The 14230-nt window shown below is 72.6% G+C and carries 16 protein-coding genes; 9 read left to right on the plus strand and 7 right to left on the minus strand.

The window, feature by feature from the left end:
• Positions 1-197: 197 nt before the first annotated feature.
• Both OF850_RS11025 and OF850_RS11030 read right to left on the minus strand, forming a co-directional pair.
• Positions 198-635: a CBS domain-containing protein gene (locus tag OF850_RS11025; RefSeq protein WP_301590142.1), complete on the minus strand. Its 438-nt coding sequence runs from the start codon at positions 633-635 to the stop codon at positions 198-200.
• A 121-nt stretch (positions 636-756) separates the two neighbouring features.
• Positions 757-2514, minus strand: a complete 1758-nt coding sequence (locus tag OF850_RS11030) for a glucan ABC transporter ATP-binding protein/ permease (protein WP_301590144.1) — start codon at positions 2512-2514, stop codon at positions 757-759.
• 114 nt (positions 2515-2628) lie between these two features.
• Here OF850_RS11030 and OF850_RS11035 point away from each other — a divergent pair, with 114 nt between their 5' ends.
• From OF850_RS11035 to OF850_RS11055, 5 genes are all read left to right on the plus strand, one after another.
• A complete protein-coding gene (locus tag OF850_RS11035; protein WP_301590145.1) occupies positions 2629-3588 on the plus strand; it encodes a Bug family tripartite tricarboxylate transporter substrate binding protein in 960 nt (319 codons plus the stop codon).
• 4 nt (positions 3589-3592) lie between these two features.
• The gene (locus tag OF850_RS11040) at positions 3593-4612 is read left to right on the plus strand and encodes a Bug family tripartite tricarboxylate transporter substrate binding protein (protein ID WP_301590147.1); all 1020 of its coding nucleotides are present in this window, start codon (positions 3593-3595) and stop codon (positions 4610-4612) included.
• Positions 4609-5598 carry a Bug family tripartite tricarboxylate transporter substrate binding protein gene (locus tag OF850_RS11045; RefSeq protein ID WP_301590148.1) on the plus strand — a complete coding sequence of 330 codons (990 nt, stop codon included), beginning with the start codon at positions 4609-4611 and terminating at the stop codon, positions 5596-5598. The genes OF850_RS11040 and OF850_RS11045 overlap by 4 nt, the downstream gene beginning before the upstream one ends.
• 53 nt (positions 5599-5651) lie before the next feature.
• Positions 5652-6620, plus strand: a complete 969-nt coding sequence (locus OF850_RS11050) for a Bug family tripartite tricarboxylate transporter substrate binding protein (RefSeq protein ID WP_301590149.1) — start codon at positions 5652-5654, stop codon at positions 6618-6620.
• 80 nt (positions 6621-6700) lie between these two features.
• A complete protein-coding gene (locus tag OF850_RS11055) occupies positions 6701-7000 on the plus strand; it encodes a hypothetical protein (protein WP_301590150.1) in 300 nt (99 codons plus the stop codon).
• Positions 7001-7015: 15 nt separating this feature from the next.
• Here OF850_RS11055 and OF850_RS11060 read toward each other — a convergent pair whose 3' ends face one another.
• A complete protein-coding gene (locus tag OF850_RS11060) occupies positions 7016-8467 on the minus strand; it encodes a M81 family metallopeptidase (protein ID WP_301590151.1) in 1452 nt (483 codons plus the stop codon).
• A gap of 86 nt (positions 8468-8553) precedes the next feature.
• Between OF850_RS11060 and OF850_RS11065 the strand changes: the two genes are divergently transcribed.
• Positions 8554-9105 (plus strand): sugar O-acetyltransferase, encoded by a 552-nt coding sequence (locus tag OF850_RS11065; RefSeq protein ID WP_301590152.1) that lies wholly within the window; start codon positions 8554-8556, stop codon positions 9103-9105.
• 26 nt (positions 9106-9131) lie between these two features.
• Here OF850_RS11065 and OF850_RS11070 read toward each other — a convergent pair whose 3' ends face one another.
• Positions 9132-10262 (minus strand): M20/M25/M40 family metallo-hydrolase, encoded by a 1131-nt coding sequence (locus tag OF850_RS11070; protein WP_301590153.1) that lies wholly within the window; start codon positions 10260-10262, stop codon positions 9132-9134.
• Positions 10263-10290: 28 nt separating this feature from the next.
• Here OF850_RS11070 and OF850_RS11075 point away from each other — a divergent pair, with 28 nt between their 5' ends.
• Genes OF850_RS11075 through OF850_RS11085 form a run of 3 tightly spaced genes read left to right on the plus strand, consistent with a single transcriptional unit; the run spans position 10291 to position 12099 of the window.
• Positions 10291-11028 carry an aspartate/glutamate racemase family protein gene (locus tag OF850_RS11075; protein ID WP_301590154.1) on the plus strand — a complete coding sequence of 246 codons (738 nt, stop codon included), beginning with the start codon at positions 10291-10293 and terminating at the stop codon, positions 11026-11028.
• Between the two features lie 31 nt (positions 11029-11059).
• Entirely contained in the window at positions 11060-11341 is a 282-nt protein-coding gene (locus OF850_RS11080; RefSeq protein ID WP_301590155.1) for a PGPGW domain-containing protein, read from the plus strand.
• Complete coding sequence (locus OF850_RS11085) at positions 11338-12099, plus strand: alpha/beta fold hydrolase (RefSeq protein ID WP_301590156.1); 762 nt, start codon at positions 11338-11340, stop codon at positions 12097-12099. Before OF850_RS11080 ends, OF850_RS11085 begins: the two co-directional genes overlap by 4 nt.
• Here the strand turns inward: OF850_RS11085 and OF850_RS11090 are convergent.
• The 3 genes from OF850_RS11090 to OF850_RS11100 are packed head-to-tail and all read right to left on the minus strand — an operon-like array spanning position 12089 to position 14193.
• A complete protein-coding gene (locus OF850_RS11090) occupies positions 12089-12853 on the minus strand; it encodes a short-chain dehydrogenase/reductase (RefSeq protein ID WP_301590157.1) in 765 nt (254 codons plus the stop codon). The two genes, OF850_RS11085 and OF850_RS11090, sit on opposite strands and share 11 nt — an antisense overlap.
• A 1-nt stretch (position 12854) precedes the next feature.
• A complete protein-coding gene (locus tag OF850_RS11095; protein ID WP_301590159.1) occupies positions 12855-13451 on the minus strand; it encodes an FMN-binding negative transcriptional regulator in 597 nt (198 codons plus the stop codon).
• A 46-nt stretch (positions 13452-13497) separates the two neighbouring features.
• Positions 13498-14193, minus strand: a complete 696-nt coding sequence (locus tag OF850_RS11100; protein WP_301590161.1) for a potassium channel family protein — start codon at positions 14191-14193, stop codon at positions 13498-13500.
• Between the last annotated feature and the right edge of the window lie 37 nt (positions 14194-14230).

Consider the following 14230-nt stretch of genomic DNA (forward strand, 5'->3'; position numbering starts at 1 on the left):
GGGTCCCGCGGCGCGGCACGCGGATGCGCACGCCGCGCCTGCCCAGGCGATGGGCCGTTCTTGCCCAGCGCGGCGGCAGGACCATGCACGCTCCCCTTCTCGCGTCCCCGGCGGAAGCGCTGAGGGGTCACTCACGAAGTGTCAACGTGAGATTCGCGCGGGCGGGGCGCGGCGGCCCCGGCCCGGCCCGATCCCGGTCAGCCCATGTGGGTGACGAAGTGCTTCAGTTCCTCGGCCTCGTGCTCCGCCTCGGCGATGCGGGCCTTCACGAGGTCGCCGATGGAAACGAGCCCGCACAGGGAGCCGTTCTCCTCCAGCACCGGCAGGTGGCGGATGCGCCGGTCGGTCATGAGTTGCAGCGCGTCCGTGACGGTGGAGCGCGGCGAGACGGTGAACAGGACGCGGGTCATGAGTTGCCCCGCCGTCATGCGCGTCACCCCCTCGCCCAGGCTGGCGAGGGCGCGGACGATGTCGCGCTCGGACACGATGCCCAGGACGCCGTTGTCCCGCTCCACCACCAGGACGGCGCCGATGCGGTGCTGCGCCAGGGTGCGGGTGATGCTGGCGACCCCGTCATGGGTCCGCACCGAGATGACTTGGCTGCCCTTGGACTTCAGGATGTTCGCGATGATCATGCTTCGCCGCTCCATCGGGTGAAGTCCGCTGATGGTGCGGCGGCGCGGCCGCTTCTGCAACCAAAATAAGCCCAGGCATTCAATCTCTGCGTGCAGTGCACCACGGAGAAGGAGGGAAGGTTCAGACGGTGGTGCCGGTCAGCTGCGTCCGCACCAGCTCGGCGAAGCGCCCGCCTTCGTGCACGAGCTGGGCGAAGGAGCCGCGCTCGACGATGCGGCCCTGGTCGAAGACCATGATCTCGTCCGCGTCGCGCACGGTGGACAGGCGGTGGGCGATGATGAAGGTGGTGCGCCCGGCCATCAGCGCCTTCAGCGCCTTCTGCACCTTGGCCTCGGTCGCGGCGTCCAGCGCGCTGGTCGCCTCGTCCAGGATCAGGACGGGCGGGTCCTTCAAGAGGGCGCGGGCGATGGCGAGGCGCTGGCGCTGCCCGCCGGACAGCGAGGCGCCGCGCTCGCCCACCATCGTGTCGTAGCCCTGGGGCTGGCGGATGATGAAGTCGTGCGCCTCGGCCATGCGGCAGGCACGCTCCACGTCCTCCTGCGTCGCGTCGGGGCGGCCCACCAGCAGGTTGTCGCGGATGGTCCTGTTGAACAGCATGGATTCCTGGAACACCACGCCGATGTTGCGGCGCAGCGATTCCAGCGGGATGTCGCGCAGATCCACGTTGTCCAGCAGGATCCGCCCCTCCTGCGGGTCGTAGAGGCGCTGGAGCAGCTGCATGGAGGTGGTCTTGCCCGCGCCGGTGGAGCCGACCAGGGCGAAGGTCTGCCCTGGCGCGGCACGGAAGGACACGCCGTGCAGGATCTTCTGGGAGCGGGGATAACCGAAGCCGACCTGGTCGAACTCCACCCAGCCCTCGGCGCGGCCCATGTCCTGCGAGTCGGACTTCTCCGGCACGGTGGAGACGGTGTCGAGCACCTGGAAGAACTCGGCGATGGAGGGGGCCTGGAACATCATGTGCGACACGAAGGCCACCGCGCCTTCCAGCCGGCCGATCAGCAGCGTGGCGAAGCCCATGAAGGAGACGATCTCGCCCACCGTGGCGAGGCCGTTCAGGTTCAGCCACGTCCCCACCATGAAGATCATGATGACCGTGACGGTGGAGGCGGCGCGCGTCATCACGTTCACCAGCGCCCACCAGTTCAGGACGGGGAATTGCTGGTCCAGCACGCGGCGCACGATGTCGCCGAACATCTTCGCCTCGGAGGAAAGGCGGGTGAAGGACTGCACGACCACCACGTTGGCCAGGGCGTCCTGCACGTTGCCGGCCAGCTCCGTGTGCAGCCCCTCCACCCTTTCCTGCGCGCGCTGCGTCTTGCTGATGACGAGGGTGGTGAGGATCGTGAAGACGACCACGAGGCCGATCAGCATCAGCCCCAGACGCCAGTTGAGGACGAGGGTGAGCGGCAGCAGCACCAGCATGGAGACGAGGGTCGTCAGGTGCTCGCGGAAGAAGGAGAGCCAGATGCCGAAGAGGTTGTCCGTGCCGCGCAGCATCACCTTCATCAGCCGCCCGGACTGCACGTCGCCGTGGAATTCCAGCGGCAGGGCGAGGACGTGCTGGAAGTAGCGGCTCATCACCGAAAGCCGGTTGCGGTGCGCCATCCGGTCCGACAGCAGCGCAACGGCGACGTTGGCGACGATACCCGAGATGCCGACCGCGCCCCACACGCCGAGCAGGACGAAGGACTCGGTCCAGACCACCTCCTCGGGGATGCGGTCGGCGCGGCTCAGCAGGTCCACGACCCGGCCGAACAGCACCGGTTCGAGGAATTGCAGCCCCGCCAGCGCGATGGCGGAGGCTGACAGGCCCATCGCCACCCAGCGGTCGCCCTTCAACTGGGCCAGGACACGCCAGTATAGCCGGAAGAATTCCATCGCCTCACCCGGGTCGTAGGGCACCCTCTGCGCGTGGTAACGCCATGGGCCTTGCACGGCAAACGTCGCTGGGCCAGCTTTGTTGGCAAGGAATACGAACCAGGGAGACGTCCGATGGGAGTGGGTCGCCGCATGGCGCTCGCCCTGCCATGGCTGTGCGCTGCTCCCGCCCTTGCGCAGGGCGGCCGGCCGGCGCGGCTGATCGTGCCTTTCCCCGCCGGGGGCACCACCGACCTCCTGGCGCGGCTGACCGCCGACCGCATGGCCGCGCGGCTGGGACACCCCGTGGTGGTGGAGAACCGCGCCGGGGCCGCGGGCGGCGTCGCGGCCGCCGAGGCGGCGCGGGGCGAGGCGGACGGGTCCACCCTGTTCCTGGCCTCCATCGGCACCGCCGCCACGAACCCGCTAGTCTACCGCCACCTTCCTTATCGCACCGAGGACCTCGCCGAGGTCGCGGCGCTCTTCGCCCTGCCCAACGTCGCGACCGTGGCGCCGCGCGCGGCGTTTCCCGACCTCGCGGGCTTCGTCGCGGCGGCGCGGGAGAAGCCGGGGGCGCTTTCCTTCGGCTCCTCCGGCGCGGGCTCCTCGCTGCACCTGACCGGCGAGATGCTGAAGCACCGGGCCGGGATCGACATCCTGCACGTGCCCTATCGCGGCGGCGCGCAGATGCTGACGGAGCTCCTGGCCGGGCGGATCGACATCGCCTTCGGCAACCTGCCCACCGCCATCGGCATGGTGCGCGACGGGACGCTGCGGGCCCTCGCCGTCACCGGGCCGCGCCGCAGCCCGGCCCTGCCCGATGTGCCCACCGTGGCGGAAGCGGCGAACCTGCCCGGCTTCGCCGCCACGGTCTGGTTCGGGCTGCAGGTGCCGCGCGCCACCCCCGCCCCGGTGGTGGAACGGCTGAACGAGGCGGCGCAGGCCATGCTGGCCGAGCCCGCGGTGCGCGCCCGCCTTGCCGAGATAGGGGTGGAGCCCATGGGCGGCAGCCCCGCCGATTTTTCCCGCTTCGTCCAGGACGAGGCCGCCGCCTGGCGCCCGGTGATCACCGCCGCCGGCATTTCCGTGGAGTGAACGAATGACGCGCCTGACCCGACGCCACCTCCTGCCCGCCGCCGCCGCCGCCCTCGCGGCGCCCCTCGCGACGCCACGGATCGCGCGTGCCCAGCAGGGGCAGTGGTCGCCCAACCGGCCGATCCGCCTCGTGGTCGGCTTCACCCCGGCGGGCACGACCGACATCGCCGCGCGCATCATCACGGAGCCGCTGTCGCAGCGCCTGGGCCAGCAGGTGATCGTGGAGAACCGGCCGGGCGCGGGCGGCAACCTCGGCGCCGACATGGTCGCCAAGGCGGATCCGGACGGCCACACCATCCTGATGCAGACCATCTCCTCCGGCGCGATCAACTACCAGCTTTATGGGCAGCGCATGCCCTACAAGCCGGAGGACTTCGTCGGCATCTCGCTGGTGACGCGCGTGCCCAACGCGATCTTCGTCCATCCGGGCGTGCAGGCGAACACGCTGGGCGAGCTGGTGGAGCTGGCGAAGCGCAACCCGGGCAAGATGAACATCGGCTCCTCCGGCGTCGGCACCTCGCTGCACATGACGGGGGAGCTGCTGAAGCTCGCCACCGGGGTGGACCTGCTGCACGTGCCCTTCCGCGGCGCCGGGCCGATGCTGCAGGAGATGATCGCCGGGCGCATCCAGGTCGGCGTGGACAACCTCCCCTCCGTCGTGAACCACCTGCGCGAGGGGCGGCTGCGGCCGCTCGCCGTCACCACCAAGACGCGCACCCCGGCCATGCCGGACGTGCCGACGACGGAGGAGGCGGGACTGCCCTCCGTGGAGGCGACGGCGTGGTTCGGGCTGGTCGGCCCGGCGCGGATGCCGCGCGAGGCGATCGCCCGCATCAACCGCGAGTGCGAGGCGGTGCTGGCCGACGCCGCCGTGTGGCGCCGCTTCGAGGAACTCGGCGGGATGCGCGCCGACCTCGCCCCCGGCGGCGGCTCGACGCCGGAAACCTTCGACACCTTTATCCGCAACGAGGTGGCGAAGTGGTCGGACGTGGTGCGGCGCTCCGGCGCCTCGGTCGAGGGATGATCCCCCGCCGCGCCCTGGCCGCCCTGCCCGCGCTGGCCCTTCCGGGCCTCGCGCGGGCGCAGGGGGGCGGGGAGGCCTGGGCGCCGACGCGCCCGATGCGCCTCATGATTCCCTTCCCGCCCGGCGGCACGACGGATCTGGTCGGCCGCATGGTGGCGGAACGGCTGGGCGCGCGGCTGGGCCAGCCCGTGGTGGTGGAGAACCGCCCGGGCGCGGGCGGCAACCTGGGCGGCGAGGCGGCGATGCGCGCCGAGCCAGACGGGCACACGCTGTTCTTCACCACCATCGGCACCGGGGCGATGAACTTCGCCGTGCATGGCGCGCGCATGCCCTGGCGGCCGGAGGAGGTGGCGGCGGTCGGCCTCGTCACCCGCGTGCCCAACGTCCTGATGGTGTCCAGCGGCTTTCCCGCGCGCGACATGGCCGGCTTCCTCCAGGCGGCGCGGGGGCGGGAGATTTCCTACGGCACGGCGGGGTTCGGCTCCTCCCCGCATGTCTGCATGGAGTTGCTGGCACAGATCACCGGGCTGCGGATGACGCATGTGCCCTTCCGCGGCTCCGGCCCCATGCTGACCGAGCTGATCGCGGGACGGCTGGATTGCGGGATGGACAACATCCCCTCCGCCCTCGCCTTTATCCGCGAGGACCGGATCACCGGGATCGCGATGACGGGGGCGCGCCGCTCGGCCGTCCTGCCGCAGGTGCCGGTGGTGGCGGAAACCCTGCCCGGCTTCGAGGCGACGGCGTGGTTCGGGGTGCAGGCGGGGGTGCGCAACCCGCCGGCCGCCATCGCGCGGGTCGGGGCGGAGCTGGACGCCATCACCCGTGACCCCGGCTTCCGGGCCCGGCTGGCCGAGTTCGGCGCCGATGGCCCCGACCTGACCCCGGAGGGCGGCACCACGCCGGAGGCCTTTGCCGCCTTCACCGCGGCGGAGATCCGCAAATGGGGCGAGGTGATCGGCAAGGCGGGAATCCGGGCGGAGTGACCGGCAGGGCCGGGCGGGCTATAGGCGCGGCCAACAAACCGGAGGTCTTCGCCATGCTGTCCCGCCGTTCCGCCCTCGCCTTGCCCGCGCTGCTGCTGCCCGCCGCCGCATCGGCGCAGGATTGGGCGCCCAGCCGCTCCATTCGCATCATCGTGCCCTTCACCGCCGGCGGCGCGACCGACGTGACGGCGCGCATCGTGAGCGAGCGCATGGGCGCGCTGCTCGGCCAGTCCGTCGTGGTGGACAACCGACCGGGCGCGGGCGGCAACCTCGGCACCGACATGGTCGCCAAGGCGGACCCAGACGGGCACACGCTGCTGCTGGCGACGATCGGCACGGCCAGCATCAACCAGTTCCTGTATCCGCGCCTGCCCTGGAACCCGCAGACCGACCTCGCTTCCATCGGGCTGATCAACAACGTGACCAACGCGGTGGTGGTGCACCCCTCCGTGCGCGCCAACACCCTGCAGGAGCTGCTGGAGCTGGCGAAGCGCGAGCCGGGCAAGCTGAACTACGGCACGCCGGGCAACGGCACCTCCGGCCACATGTGCGGCGAGTTCCTGAAGTTCCGCACCGGGGTGGATATCGGCCACGTCCCGTATCGCGGCACGGGCGCGCTGATCCCCGACCTGCTGGCCGGGCGGATCGAGGTCGCGGTGGACAACCTGCCCTCCTACATCCCACATATCCGCGAGGGGCGCGTGCGCATCCTGGCGGTGACGAGTCGCGAGCGCTGGTTCGCCGTGCCGGAGACGCCGACGGTGGGCCAGTCCGGCGTGCCGGATTTCGAGGCGGTGGCGTGGTTCGGCATGCAGGCCCCGGCGCGCACCCCGCGCCCCGCCCTGGACCGCCTGACCGCCGTGCTGCGCGAAACCTGCGCCGACCCGGCGGTGGTGGCCCGCTTCCGCGAGATCGGCGCCGAGCCCTCCTTCCTCGATGGGCCGGGCTTCGACCGCTACATCGCCGCCGAGAACCAGAAGTGGCAGGAAGTGGTGCGCCGCGCCAACGTCCGGCTGGAGTAGTCGCCGCACGGCGTTTCGCGGCGCCGCGCGTGGCTCGCTGAGCGGCGCGCGGCCGGCCCATGCAAGCAGGAGGACCGCCGATGGCCATGACCCGGGCCGCCGAGACCAGGGTGTTGAGCGAGGCGCAGCGCGCCCTGGTGGCGCCGAGCCATTATCCCGAGCTGGCCGCGCTGCCCCCGGACGAGGTGGTGCTGCTGGCGACGCGCCTGCGCGAGGAGCATGACCGGCTGCGCGGCACGGTGCGCGACGCGCGCCGGGCAAAGCGCGGCAAGGCCGAGGCGCAAGGCGGGCCGAACGAGGAGCACGCGGCGATGAAGAAGCAGATCCTGGCCGCGGCGCTGAAGCGCGTGGCCCGGCGCATGGAGATCAACCGGGGCTAGAGTTCGTTCCTCCCTTCAGCGCCACTCCGCCGGGACGTGGCGGAAGGGCAGCGCCGCGAGGTCGAGCGAGGCCGGGCCGGGGGCGTCGCACTCCACGATGGCGGCGCAGCGCCCGGCAAAGGCCGCGCGGAAATGGTTCTTCGCCTTGTTGGCGAGAAGCCGCACCTCCTCCATCGCGATGCCGTGCAGGGCGAAGAATTGCGGGTCCACCGCCGCTTCCTTGCGCGATGTCAGCACGACCCGAAGCCGCCCGGCGCGCAGCAGCGCCGTCCGGCCGAGATCCACCGGCGCCCCGTGCTCCATCGGGCCGGTGTTGAGGAAGCGGCCATGGGTCAGCCGCTCCACCACGCCCTCGAAGGGGACGGGCGGGCCGAAATCGGGGGTGAGCCGGGCGGCGAGGTCGCGCCGGAAGCGCCCCCCCTCCCCGGCCGCTTCCGCCGCGGCCACCGATTCGGGGTCGTGCAGGAAGGCGAAGACCGTTTCGGGCAGGGCGTCGCGCCGCTCGACCAGCAGGCGCAGCAGGCCGGGCGTGTCGGCCGCGCCGCCGGAAAGCGGGTTGTCCGCGGGGTCGAGCAGGGCGACGAGGCCGGGGGGCGCGGCCAGGGCCGTGTCCAGCGCCGCCTCGGGCGTGGGCAGGGAAACGGCGAAGCGGGATTCGCGCGCGGCGATGCTGTCGCGCACGCCCCGCGCCGCCGCGCGCGCCGCCGCTTCCTCCGTGCCCCAGGCCATGCCGGACGGGCCGGCATGCGGCGAGTCGCCCCAGGCGAAGCCGCCAAAGGGCGCGGCCTCCAGCACCGTGCCGTCCTCCAGCGCCGCCGCCTCCTGCCACACCTCGGCCATGGGGCCGGATTCGTGGCGCATGTGGAAGGAGTGCAGCACGCGCCCGTGCTTCACGATGCAGCCATGCAGCCTTTCCCCCGCGAGGCCGCGCGCGAGCAGGCGCAGCGCGCGGGTGGCGGCTTCGTCCATGTCGGTGTGGGGATAGGTGCGGTAGACGCTGGCGCCGTCCAGCAGCCCGGCGATGCGCGGCGACATGTTGCCGTGGAAGTCGAAGGAGGCGACGAGACGCGCCTCCGGCCCCAGGGCGAGGCGGGCGCGGCGGATGATCGTGAGATCCGCCTCCGGGTCGGATTCGGTGACGCAGGCGCCGTGCAGCGACAGGTAGCACCCGTCGAACCCGCCCCCCGCGAGGCCCGCCTCCACCTGGCCGAGCCACAGGGCGAAGGCGTCGTCGGCCATGGGGCCGCCGGGCTGGGCGGCCGCGCAGCGCAGCACGGAAATCTCCCAGTCGGGATGCGCGTCGCGCCAGGCGGCCACCGCACCGAGTTCCGTGGCGGTGCCGGCGTAGCGCGCGAGCGCCGCCTCGCCCTCCAGCCACTCGCGCCCCTGGAAGGCGGAGAGCGGCGTGGGCGCGGGGGCGAAGCTGTTGCCCTCGAACCAGAGGCGGGCGACGGCGATTCGGGGCATGGGAATGGTTTAGGCCGGGGCTTGCGAAGTTGGAATGCCCACATGGCGATTCGCCCCGAGGGGATCGCGACGACGGGAGGGAAACCATGGCGCCGACGGAGAAGCAGAAGATGCTTGCGGGGGGCTTCTACGACGCCAGCGATGCCGAGCTGCAGGCCGAACACCGCGCCGCGCGGCAATGGATGGCGCGCTACAACGCCATGCTCGGCCACGCGCCTGCCGAGCTTCACGCCGCGCTGGCCGAGCGCCTCGCCGCGGTGGGCGAGGGAACGGTGGTGCGGCCGCCCTTCCATTGCGACTACGGCTTCAACATCCGCCTGGGCGCCGGGGTCTTCCTGAACTTCAACTGCGTGATCCTCGACGTGATGGAGGTTTCGATCGGCGACCGGACCCAGATCGGGCCGGGCGCGCAGATCCTGGCGGCGGATCATCCGCGCGACGCCGCGCAGCGCGCCGCCGGGTTGGAATTCGGGCGTCCCGTCCGCATCGGGCGCGATGTCTGGATCGGGGCCGGCGCGATCATCCTGCCCGGCGTGACGATCGGGGATGGCGCGCTGGTCGGGGCGGGCAGCGTCGTCACGCGCGACGTGCCCGCCGGCGCCACCGCCTTCGGCAATCCGGCGCGCATCCGGGGCTGAGGCCAGCCCCGGACGGCGCTGCGCCGTCAGACCACCTGCAGCAGTCCGGCGAAGAGCTTGCCGCGGCTGGCCAGGGATTCGACCTCCACGTGCTCCTCCAGCGTGTGGGCCAGGGCACCGATGATGCCGAGCCCGTCCAGGGTCGGGATGCCCATGGCGCCGGTGAAGTTGCCGTCCGACCCGCCGCCCGAGGATTGGTGCGGCAGGGCGAAGCCCAGCCGCTGCGCCAGCTTCTCCGCCGTGGCGTGCAGGGCCAGCACCTTGCCATCCGGCTCCCAGACCGGGCGGGTGACGCCACGCTTCACCGAAAGCTGCACGTCGTTGGTGGTGGAGCGCAGCGCGAGCATCCGCTCCACCGCCGCGTCCAGGTCTTCCTGGCGCTTGGCCATGGACAGGCTCTCGGCGTCGCAATGGGTGGCGACGCAGTTCACCCACTGCCCGCCATGGATCACGCCGACGGAGAAGGTGCAGGCCTCGGTCGTCATCTCCTCGATGGCGACGATCTGCTTCGCCATCTCGCGGATCGCGGAGCGGCCCTCGCCCAGCCGCGCGCCCGCGTGGGAGGGGCGGCCCGTGGTGCGCAGGTTGAAGCGCGCGATGGCGTAGCGCCCGGTGACCACGCCGCCATCGGGCCGCGCCGGCTCGGGCACCAGCACCACGGCATGGCGCGCGGCTTCCGCCTCGATCAGGTCGCGGGTGGAAGGGGAGCCGACTTCCTCGTCGCTGGTGAGCAGCACGGTGACGGGGCGGGAGGTGGGGATGCCCGCCTTGATCAGCTGGCCGATCGCCTCGATCGCGAGGTAGGTGCCGCCCTTCATGTCCTGGATGCCGGGGCCGTAGGCCTTCGCGCCCTCGCGCCGGAAGGGCAGGCCGTTCTGCAGCGTGCCGACCGGATGCACCGTGTCGAGATGGGCGAGGACGAGGATGCCCTTCTCCTTGCTCTCGTGCGGGAAGCGGGCGCGCACGCAGTCGCCGAAGCCCATGCGGCCCGGAATGGTCTCCACGCTGGCGCCCATGAGGGCGAGGTGGCGGCCGGCCAGCGCCATCATGCGGTTCACGGCGGCGGCGTCGTGGGTGGGGCTTTCGCACTCCACCCAGGCGCGCAGCCCTTCCAGCATCGCGTCGGCGTCGAAGGGGAGGTCGAGCTTGGCGTCCATCGGGATTCCCTGTTTGGATGGGAGCACGATGCGCCTGCTTCTCGCCAACGCCAACACCACTGAAGCGATCACGGAGCTTTGCGCCGCGGCGGCGCGGGAGGCGGCGTCGGCCGGCACGGAGATCGTTCCGGCAACGCCGCGCTTCGGCCCGGCGGTGATCGCGACGCGCGCGGAGAACGCCATCGCGGGACATGCGCTGCTGGAGCTGCTGGCGGAGCATGCGGGGCAGGTGGACGCCGTCGTGCTGGCGGTGAGCCACGACACGGCGCTGGAGGCGGCGCGGCAGATGATGCCCTGCCCCGTGGTGGGGATGACGGAGGCGGCCTGCTTCACCGCCTGCCTGCTGGGTGGCCGCTTCGGCCTCGTCACCTTTGGCGGCGTCGAAACCTATCGCGAGCGGATTGCCCAGCACGGGCTGGCGGGGCGCTGCGCCTCGCTGGTCGGGGTGGATGCGACGCCGGGGGACGCGGTGCGCGACCCGGCCGAGGTGGAGCGAAAGGTGTTGGCCGGGATCGCCCAGGCGGCGCGCGAGGGGGCGGATGCCGTGGTGCTGGGCGGCGCGGCGCTGGCGGGGATGGCGCGGCGGCTGCGCGACGCATCGCCCGTGCCGCTGCTGGACGGGATCGCCTGCGCGGTGAAGCTGGCCGAGGCGCTGGTGGCGCTGGCGCCGGGGCGGGCGCGGACCGGCTCCTTTGCCGCCTGCGAGGGGCGGGAGAGCGTCGGGCTTTCCCCGGCCCTGGCGGCACTGCTGCGCGATTCCGCTTGATCGGGGTTCCGGCAGGGTCCAGATCCCCCGCATGATCGAATTGCGGCCGTGCCGGCGGCGCAAGGCGGTCGGCTTCGCCTCCATGGCCATGGGGCCGGTGGGGCTGGTGCTGCCTGTCCTTCCGGGATTCCTGTTCGTTGCGCTGGGCGTGTTCGTCCTGCGCGACCAGTATGTCTGGGCGCATCGCGGCGTCCGCGTGATCCAGGCGCGCTGGCCGGCCCTCATCCCGGCGGTGGAGGCGCGCGAGCAGAAGGCCTTGGACTGGACCGACCGGCAGGTGACGCGCATGCGCGGCATCGTGCGGCGGCGGTGAGGGCCGCCGCGAGGGCCGAGGCGCCGGCGCTGGAACGGCTCGGCGTCGAGGCGCCGGAATTCCTGCTGGTGCACGGGGCCCTGGGCCAGGCCGCGATGTGGCGGGAGGTGATGGGCGCCTGTCCCGGGCGCTGCCTTGCCCTGTCGCTGCGCGGCCATGGCGCGAGCGGGGGCCGGGAGCGGCTGCAGGACTGGACGCTGGACGACTACCTGGACGACGTGTTGCGCGTGGTGGCGACCCTGCCCCGCCCACCCGTGCTGGTGGGGCATTCCATGGGGGCGCTGCTGGGCCTCCTGGCGGCGGAGCGCGCGCCCCTCGCGGGGCTGGTGCTGCTGGCCCCGCCGCCGCGCGACAAATGGGCGCGCGAGGCGCTGCGCGTCCTCCGGCGCCGGCCCCGCGCGACCTGGGACGCGCTGCGGACGGGCAGCCTTCTCGCGCCGATGCTGAACCCCGGGACGTGCCGCGCCTTGCTGCTGACGCCCGATGCGCCGGACTCCCTCGTGGTGCGGGCGCAATCCGTGGGGCAGGAGGAATCCTGGCGCGCTTCCTTCGCGATGCGGAAGGCGCGGCATGGGCGCCCCCCCTGCCCCGTGCGGCTGCTGGCGGGGGCGGAGGACGGGCTGGTCTCGGCGGCGGCGACGCGGCGGCTGGGCGAGTTCCTCGGCGTGGAGCCGGTCTTCCTGCCGGGGCGCGGGCATCTCCTGCCCATGCAGGGTGACCCGGCGGAGCTGCTGCGGGCGGCCGGGATCAGCCCTTGAACTGGCCGCCGCCGTCCAGGTCCAGCACGGTGCCGTTCAGGTAGGCGGCGCGGGGGCTGGCGGCGAAGACGGCCAGCGCGCCGATCTCCGCCGGCTCGATCGGGCGGCCGAAGGGCAGGCCCTGCACCATTTCCGGCCAGCGATCCGCGTCGCCCAGCGCCTGCTCGGCGCGCCAGCGCGCCTGGCGCTCCATGCGCGGGGTGCGGGTGACGGCGGGGTTGATGCCCAGCACGCGCACCCCGTCCTTCTGCGCCTCCGCCCCCACCGCCGAGGTGAAGGCGATCAGGGCCGCGTTGCCCGCCGTGCCGGCGATGTAGGCCGGCTTCCAGGCGCGCCCGGCCATGCCGATGACGTTGAGCACCACGCCGGAGCCGCGCGCCCGCATGGGCTTCAGGAAAAGCTGCGTCAGGTGGAAATAGCCGAAGACCTTGAGGTCCCAGGCCGCCTGCCAATCCTCCATCGAAAGGTCGGCGATGCCGCCGCTGGGGATGGCGCCGGCATTGTTCACGAGGATGTCGGCGTCGGGCGCGGCGTCGAACAGGCGCTGCCGCTGCTCCGGGCGGGACAGGTCGGCGGCCACGGCTTCCACGCGGACCTGGAAGCGGGCGCGGAGGTCGGCGGCCGCTTCCTCCGGCTGGCGGGCGGCGAGGACGAGGTCGCAGCCCTCGGCGGCGAAGGCCTCGGCGCAGGCGCGGCCGATGCCCTGGCTGGCGCCGGTCACGACGACGCGGCGTCCCTTCAGTCCCATGTCCATGTCAGGCGGTCCTCATGGCGGCGGCGAGGTCCGGGGCGGCGTCGCGCAGCACGCCCGCGCGGTCCGCCTCGGTTCGGTTCTGCGACAGCTTGCGCTTGCCGGTCAGCACCTCGACCCGCAGCACCACGCCGACGATGCCCTTGAGCTGGCCGGCGATGAAGGGCGCGGGGGCGTCGTCCACGCTCCAGGGGGCGGCGCTGCGGGCCTCGTGATGGTCGGTCAGGCGGGCGACGATGCCGCGCAGGCGCTCCGCGTCGTCGATCAGCTCCACCGGGCCCTCGGCATGGACGGCCTCGTAGTTCCAGGTGGGGACGACGCGGTGGTGCTCGGCCTTGGAGGCGTAGGAATTGGGGGAGACGTAGCCCTCGGCGCCGGTGAAGACGGCGACCGCGCGCCCCGCCGCGCGCAGCGCCGCGACCTGTCCGTTGGCGCGGGCGAGGTGGCCGACCACGGTCGCGCCATCGGTCAGCAGCGGCAGGTGCGACAGGCTCGGCACGCCATCCGGCCCCTGACAGGCCAGCAGCGCCATGCGCGGCGCCTGCATGATGGGCAGGAGGATCTCGAGCCGGTCCTCGCGGAAATGCGGCGGGTTGTACATGGCGGGGAGGATGCGCCCGGCGATGGGGCGCGTCCAGGCGGGCGGCTCAGCTCTCGTCGTTCGGGATGTTGACGAGGGTGCCGCAGGACTTGCAGTGCACCGCGTCCGCCTCGTGCCGCTGGAGGCCGCAGGTCGGGCATGGGTGGCGCACCTTGCGCGGGCGGAACAGCGCCTGGGCCAGCCGCAGGAACAGGGTGACGCCGGCCAGCATGATGAACACCGCCAGCATCCGCCCCCCCGTGTCGCGGGGAACGAAGTCGCCGAAGCCCGTGGTGGTGAGGGTGGTGACGACGAAATACAGCGCGTCGCCGTAATTCTCGACATCCGGCCGCAGCAGGCCGCGCGACTCGAACACGATGCCGGTCATGATGAACAGGAAGACGACCAGCTGGGTCGCGGCCATCACCGCTTCCTCGTTCTGGCGGAACAGGGTCCAGTCCTCGCGCAGGGAGTTGGCGATGCGGGCGGAGTTCAGCAGGCGCAGCATCCGCAACACGCGCAGGAAGCCCAGGAAGTGGTGGAGCACCGGCGACAGCAGCAGGGTGAGGATGGCGACGAAATCCGCCACCTCCAGCGGGCGCAGCGCGGTGTGCCAGGGGCGGTCGCGGATGGCGTGGCGGGCGACGAACTCCCCCAGGAGGACGAGGCCGAAGCCCATGTCCACCGCGAAGACGAGGGGACCGACGGGCAGGAAGGAGGCGAGGACGATCCAGACGATGCTGGCGAGGTCCAGGATCAGCAACCCGTAGCGGAAGCGCCGCGCCGGGGGCGACGCGGCG

Source organism: Sabulicella glaciei (assembly GCF_026183895.1).
GTDB lineage: Bacteria > Pseudomonadota > Alphaproteobacteria > Acetobacterales > Acetobacteraceae > Roseococcus > Roseococcus glaciei.

Coding starts and splice junctions, on each gene's coding strand:
- OF850_RS11025 (WP_301590142.1), bottom strand. CDS start 635: ATGATCATCGCGAACATCCTGAAGTCCAAGGGCAGCCAAGTCATCTCG.
- OF850_RS11030 (WP_301590144.1), bottom strand. CDS start 2,514: ATGGAATTCTTCCGGCTATACTGGCGTGTCCTGGCCCAGTTGAAGGGC.
- OF850_RS11035 (WP_301590145.1), top strand. CDS start 2,629: ATGGGAGTGGGTCGCCGCATGGCGCTCGCCCTGCCATGGCTGTGCGCT.
- OF850_RS11040 (WP_301590147.1), top strand. CDS start 3,593: ATGACGCGCCTGACCCGACGCCACCTCCTGCCCGCCGCCGCCGCCGCC.
- OF850_RS11045 (WP_301590148.1), top strand. CDS start 4,609: ATGATCCCCCGCCGCGCCCTGGCCGCCCTGCCCGCGCTGGCCCTTCCG.
- OF850_RS11050 (WP_301590149.1), top strand. CDS start 5,652: ATGCTGTCCCGCCGTTCCGCCCTCGCCTTGCCCGCGCTGCTGCTGCCC.
- OF850_RS11055 (WP_301590150.1), top strand. CDS start 6,701: ATGGCCATGACCCGGGCCGCCGAGACCAGGGTGTTGAGCGAGGCGCAG.
- OF850_RS11060 (WP_301590151.1), bottom strand. CDS start 8,467: ATGCCCCGAATCGCCGTCGCCCGCCTCTGGTTCGAGGGCAACAGCTTC.
- OF850_RS11065 (WP_301590152.1), top strand. CDS start 8,554: ATGGCGCCGACGGAGAAGCAGAAGATGCTTGCGGGGGGCTTCTACGAC.
- OF850_RS11070 (WP_301590153.1), bottom strand. CDS start 10,262: ATGGACGCCAAGCTCGACCTCCCCTTCGACGCCGACGCGATGCTGGAA.
- OF850_RS11075 (WP_301590154.1), top strand. CDS start 10,291: ATGCGCCTGCTTCTCGCCAACGCCAACACCACTGAAGCGATCACGGAG.
- OF850_RS11080 (WP_301590155.1), top strand. CDS start 11,060: ATGATCGAATTGCGGCCGTGCCGGCGGCGCAAGGCGGTCGGCTTCGCC.
- OF850_RS11090 (WP_301590157.1), bottom strand. CDS start 12,853: ATGGACATGGGACTGAAGGGACGCCGCGTCGTCGTGACCGGCGCCAGC.
- OF850_RS11095 (WP_301590159.1), bottom strand. CDS start 13,451: ATGTACAACCCGCCGCATTTCCGCGAGGACCGGCTCGAGATCCTCCTG.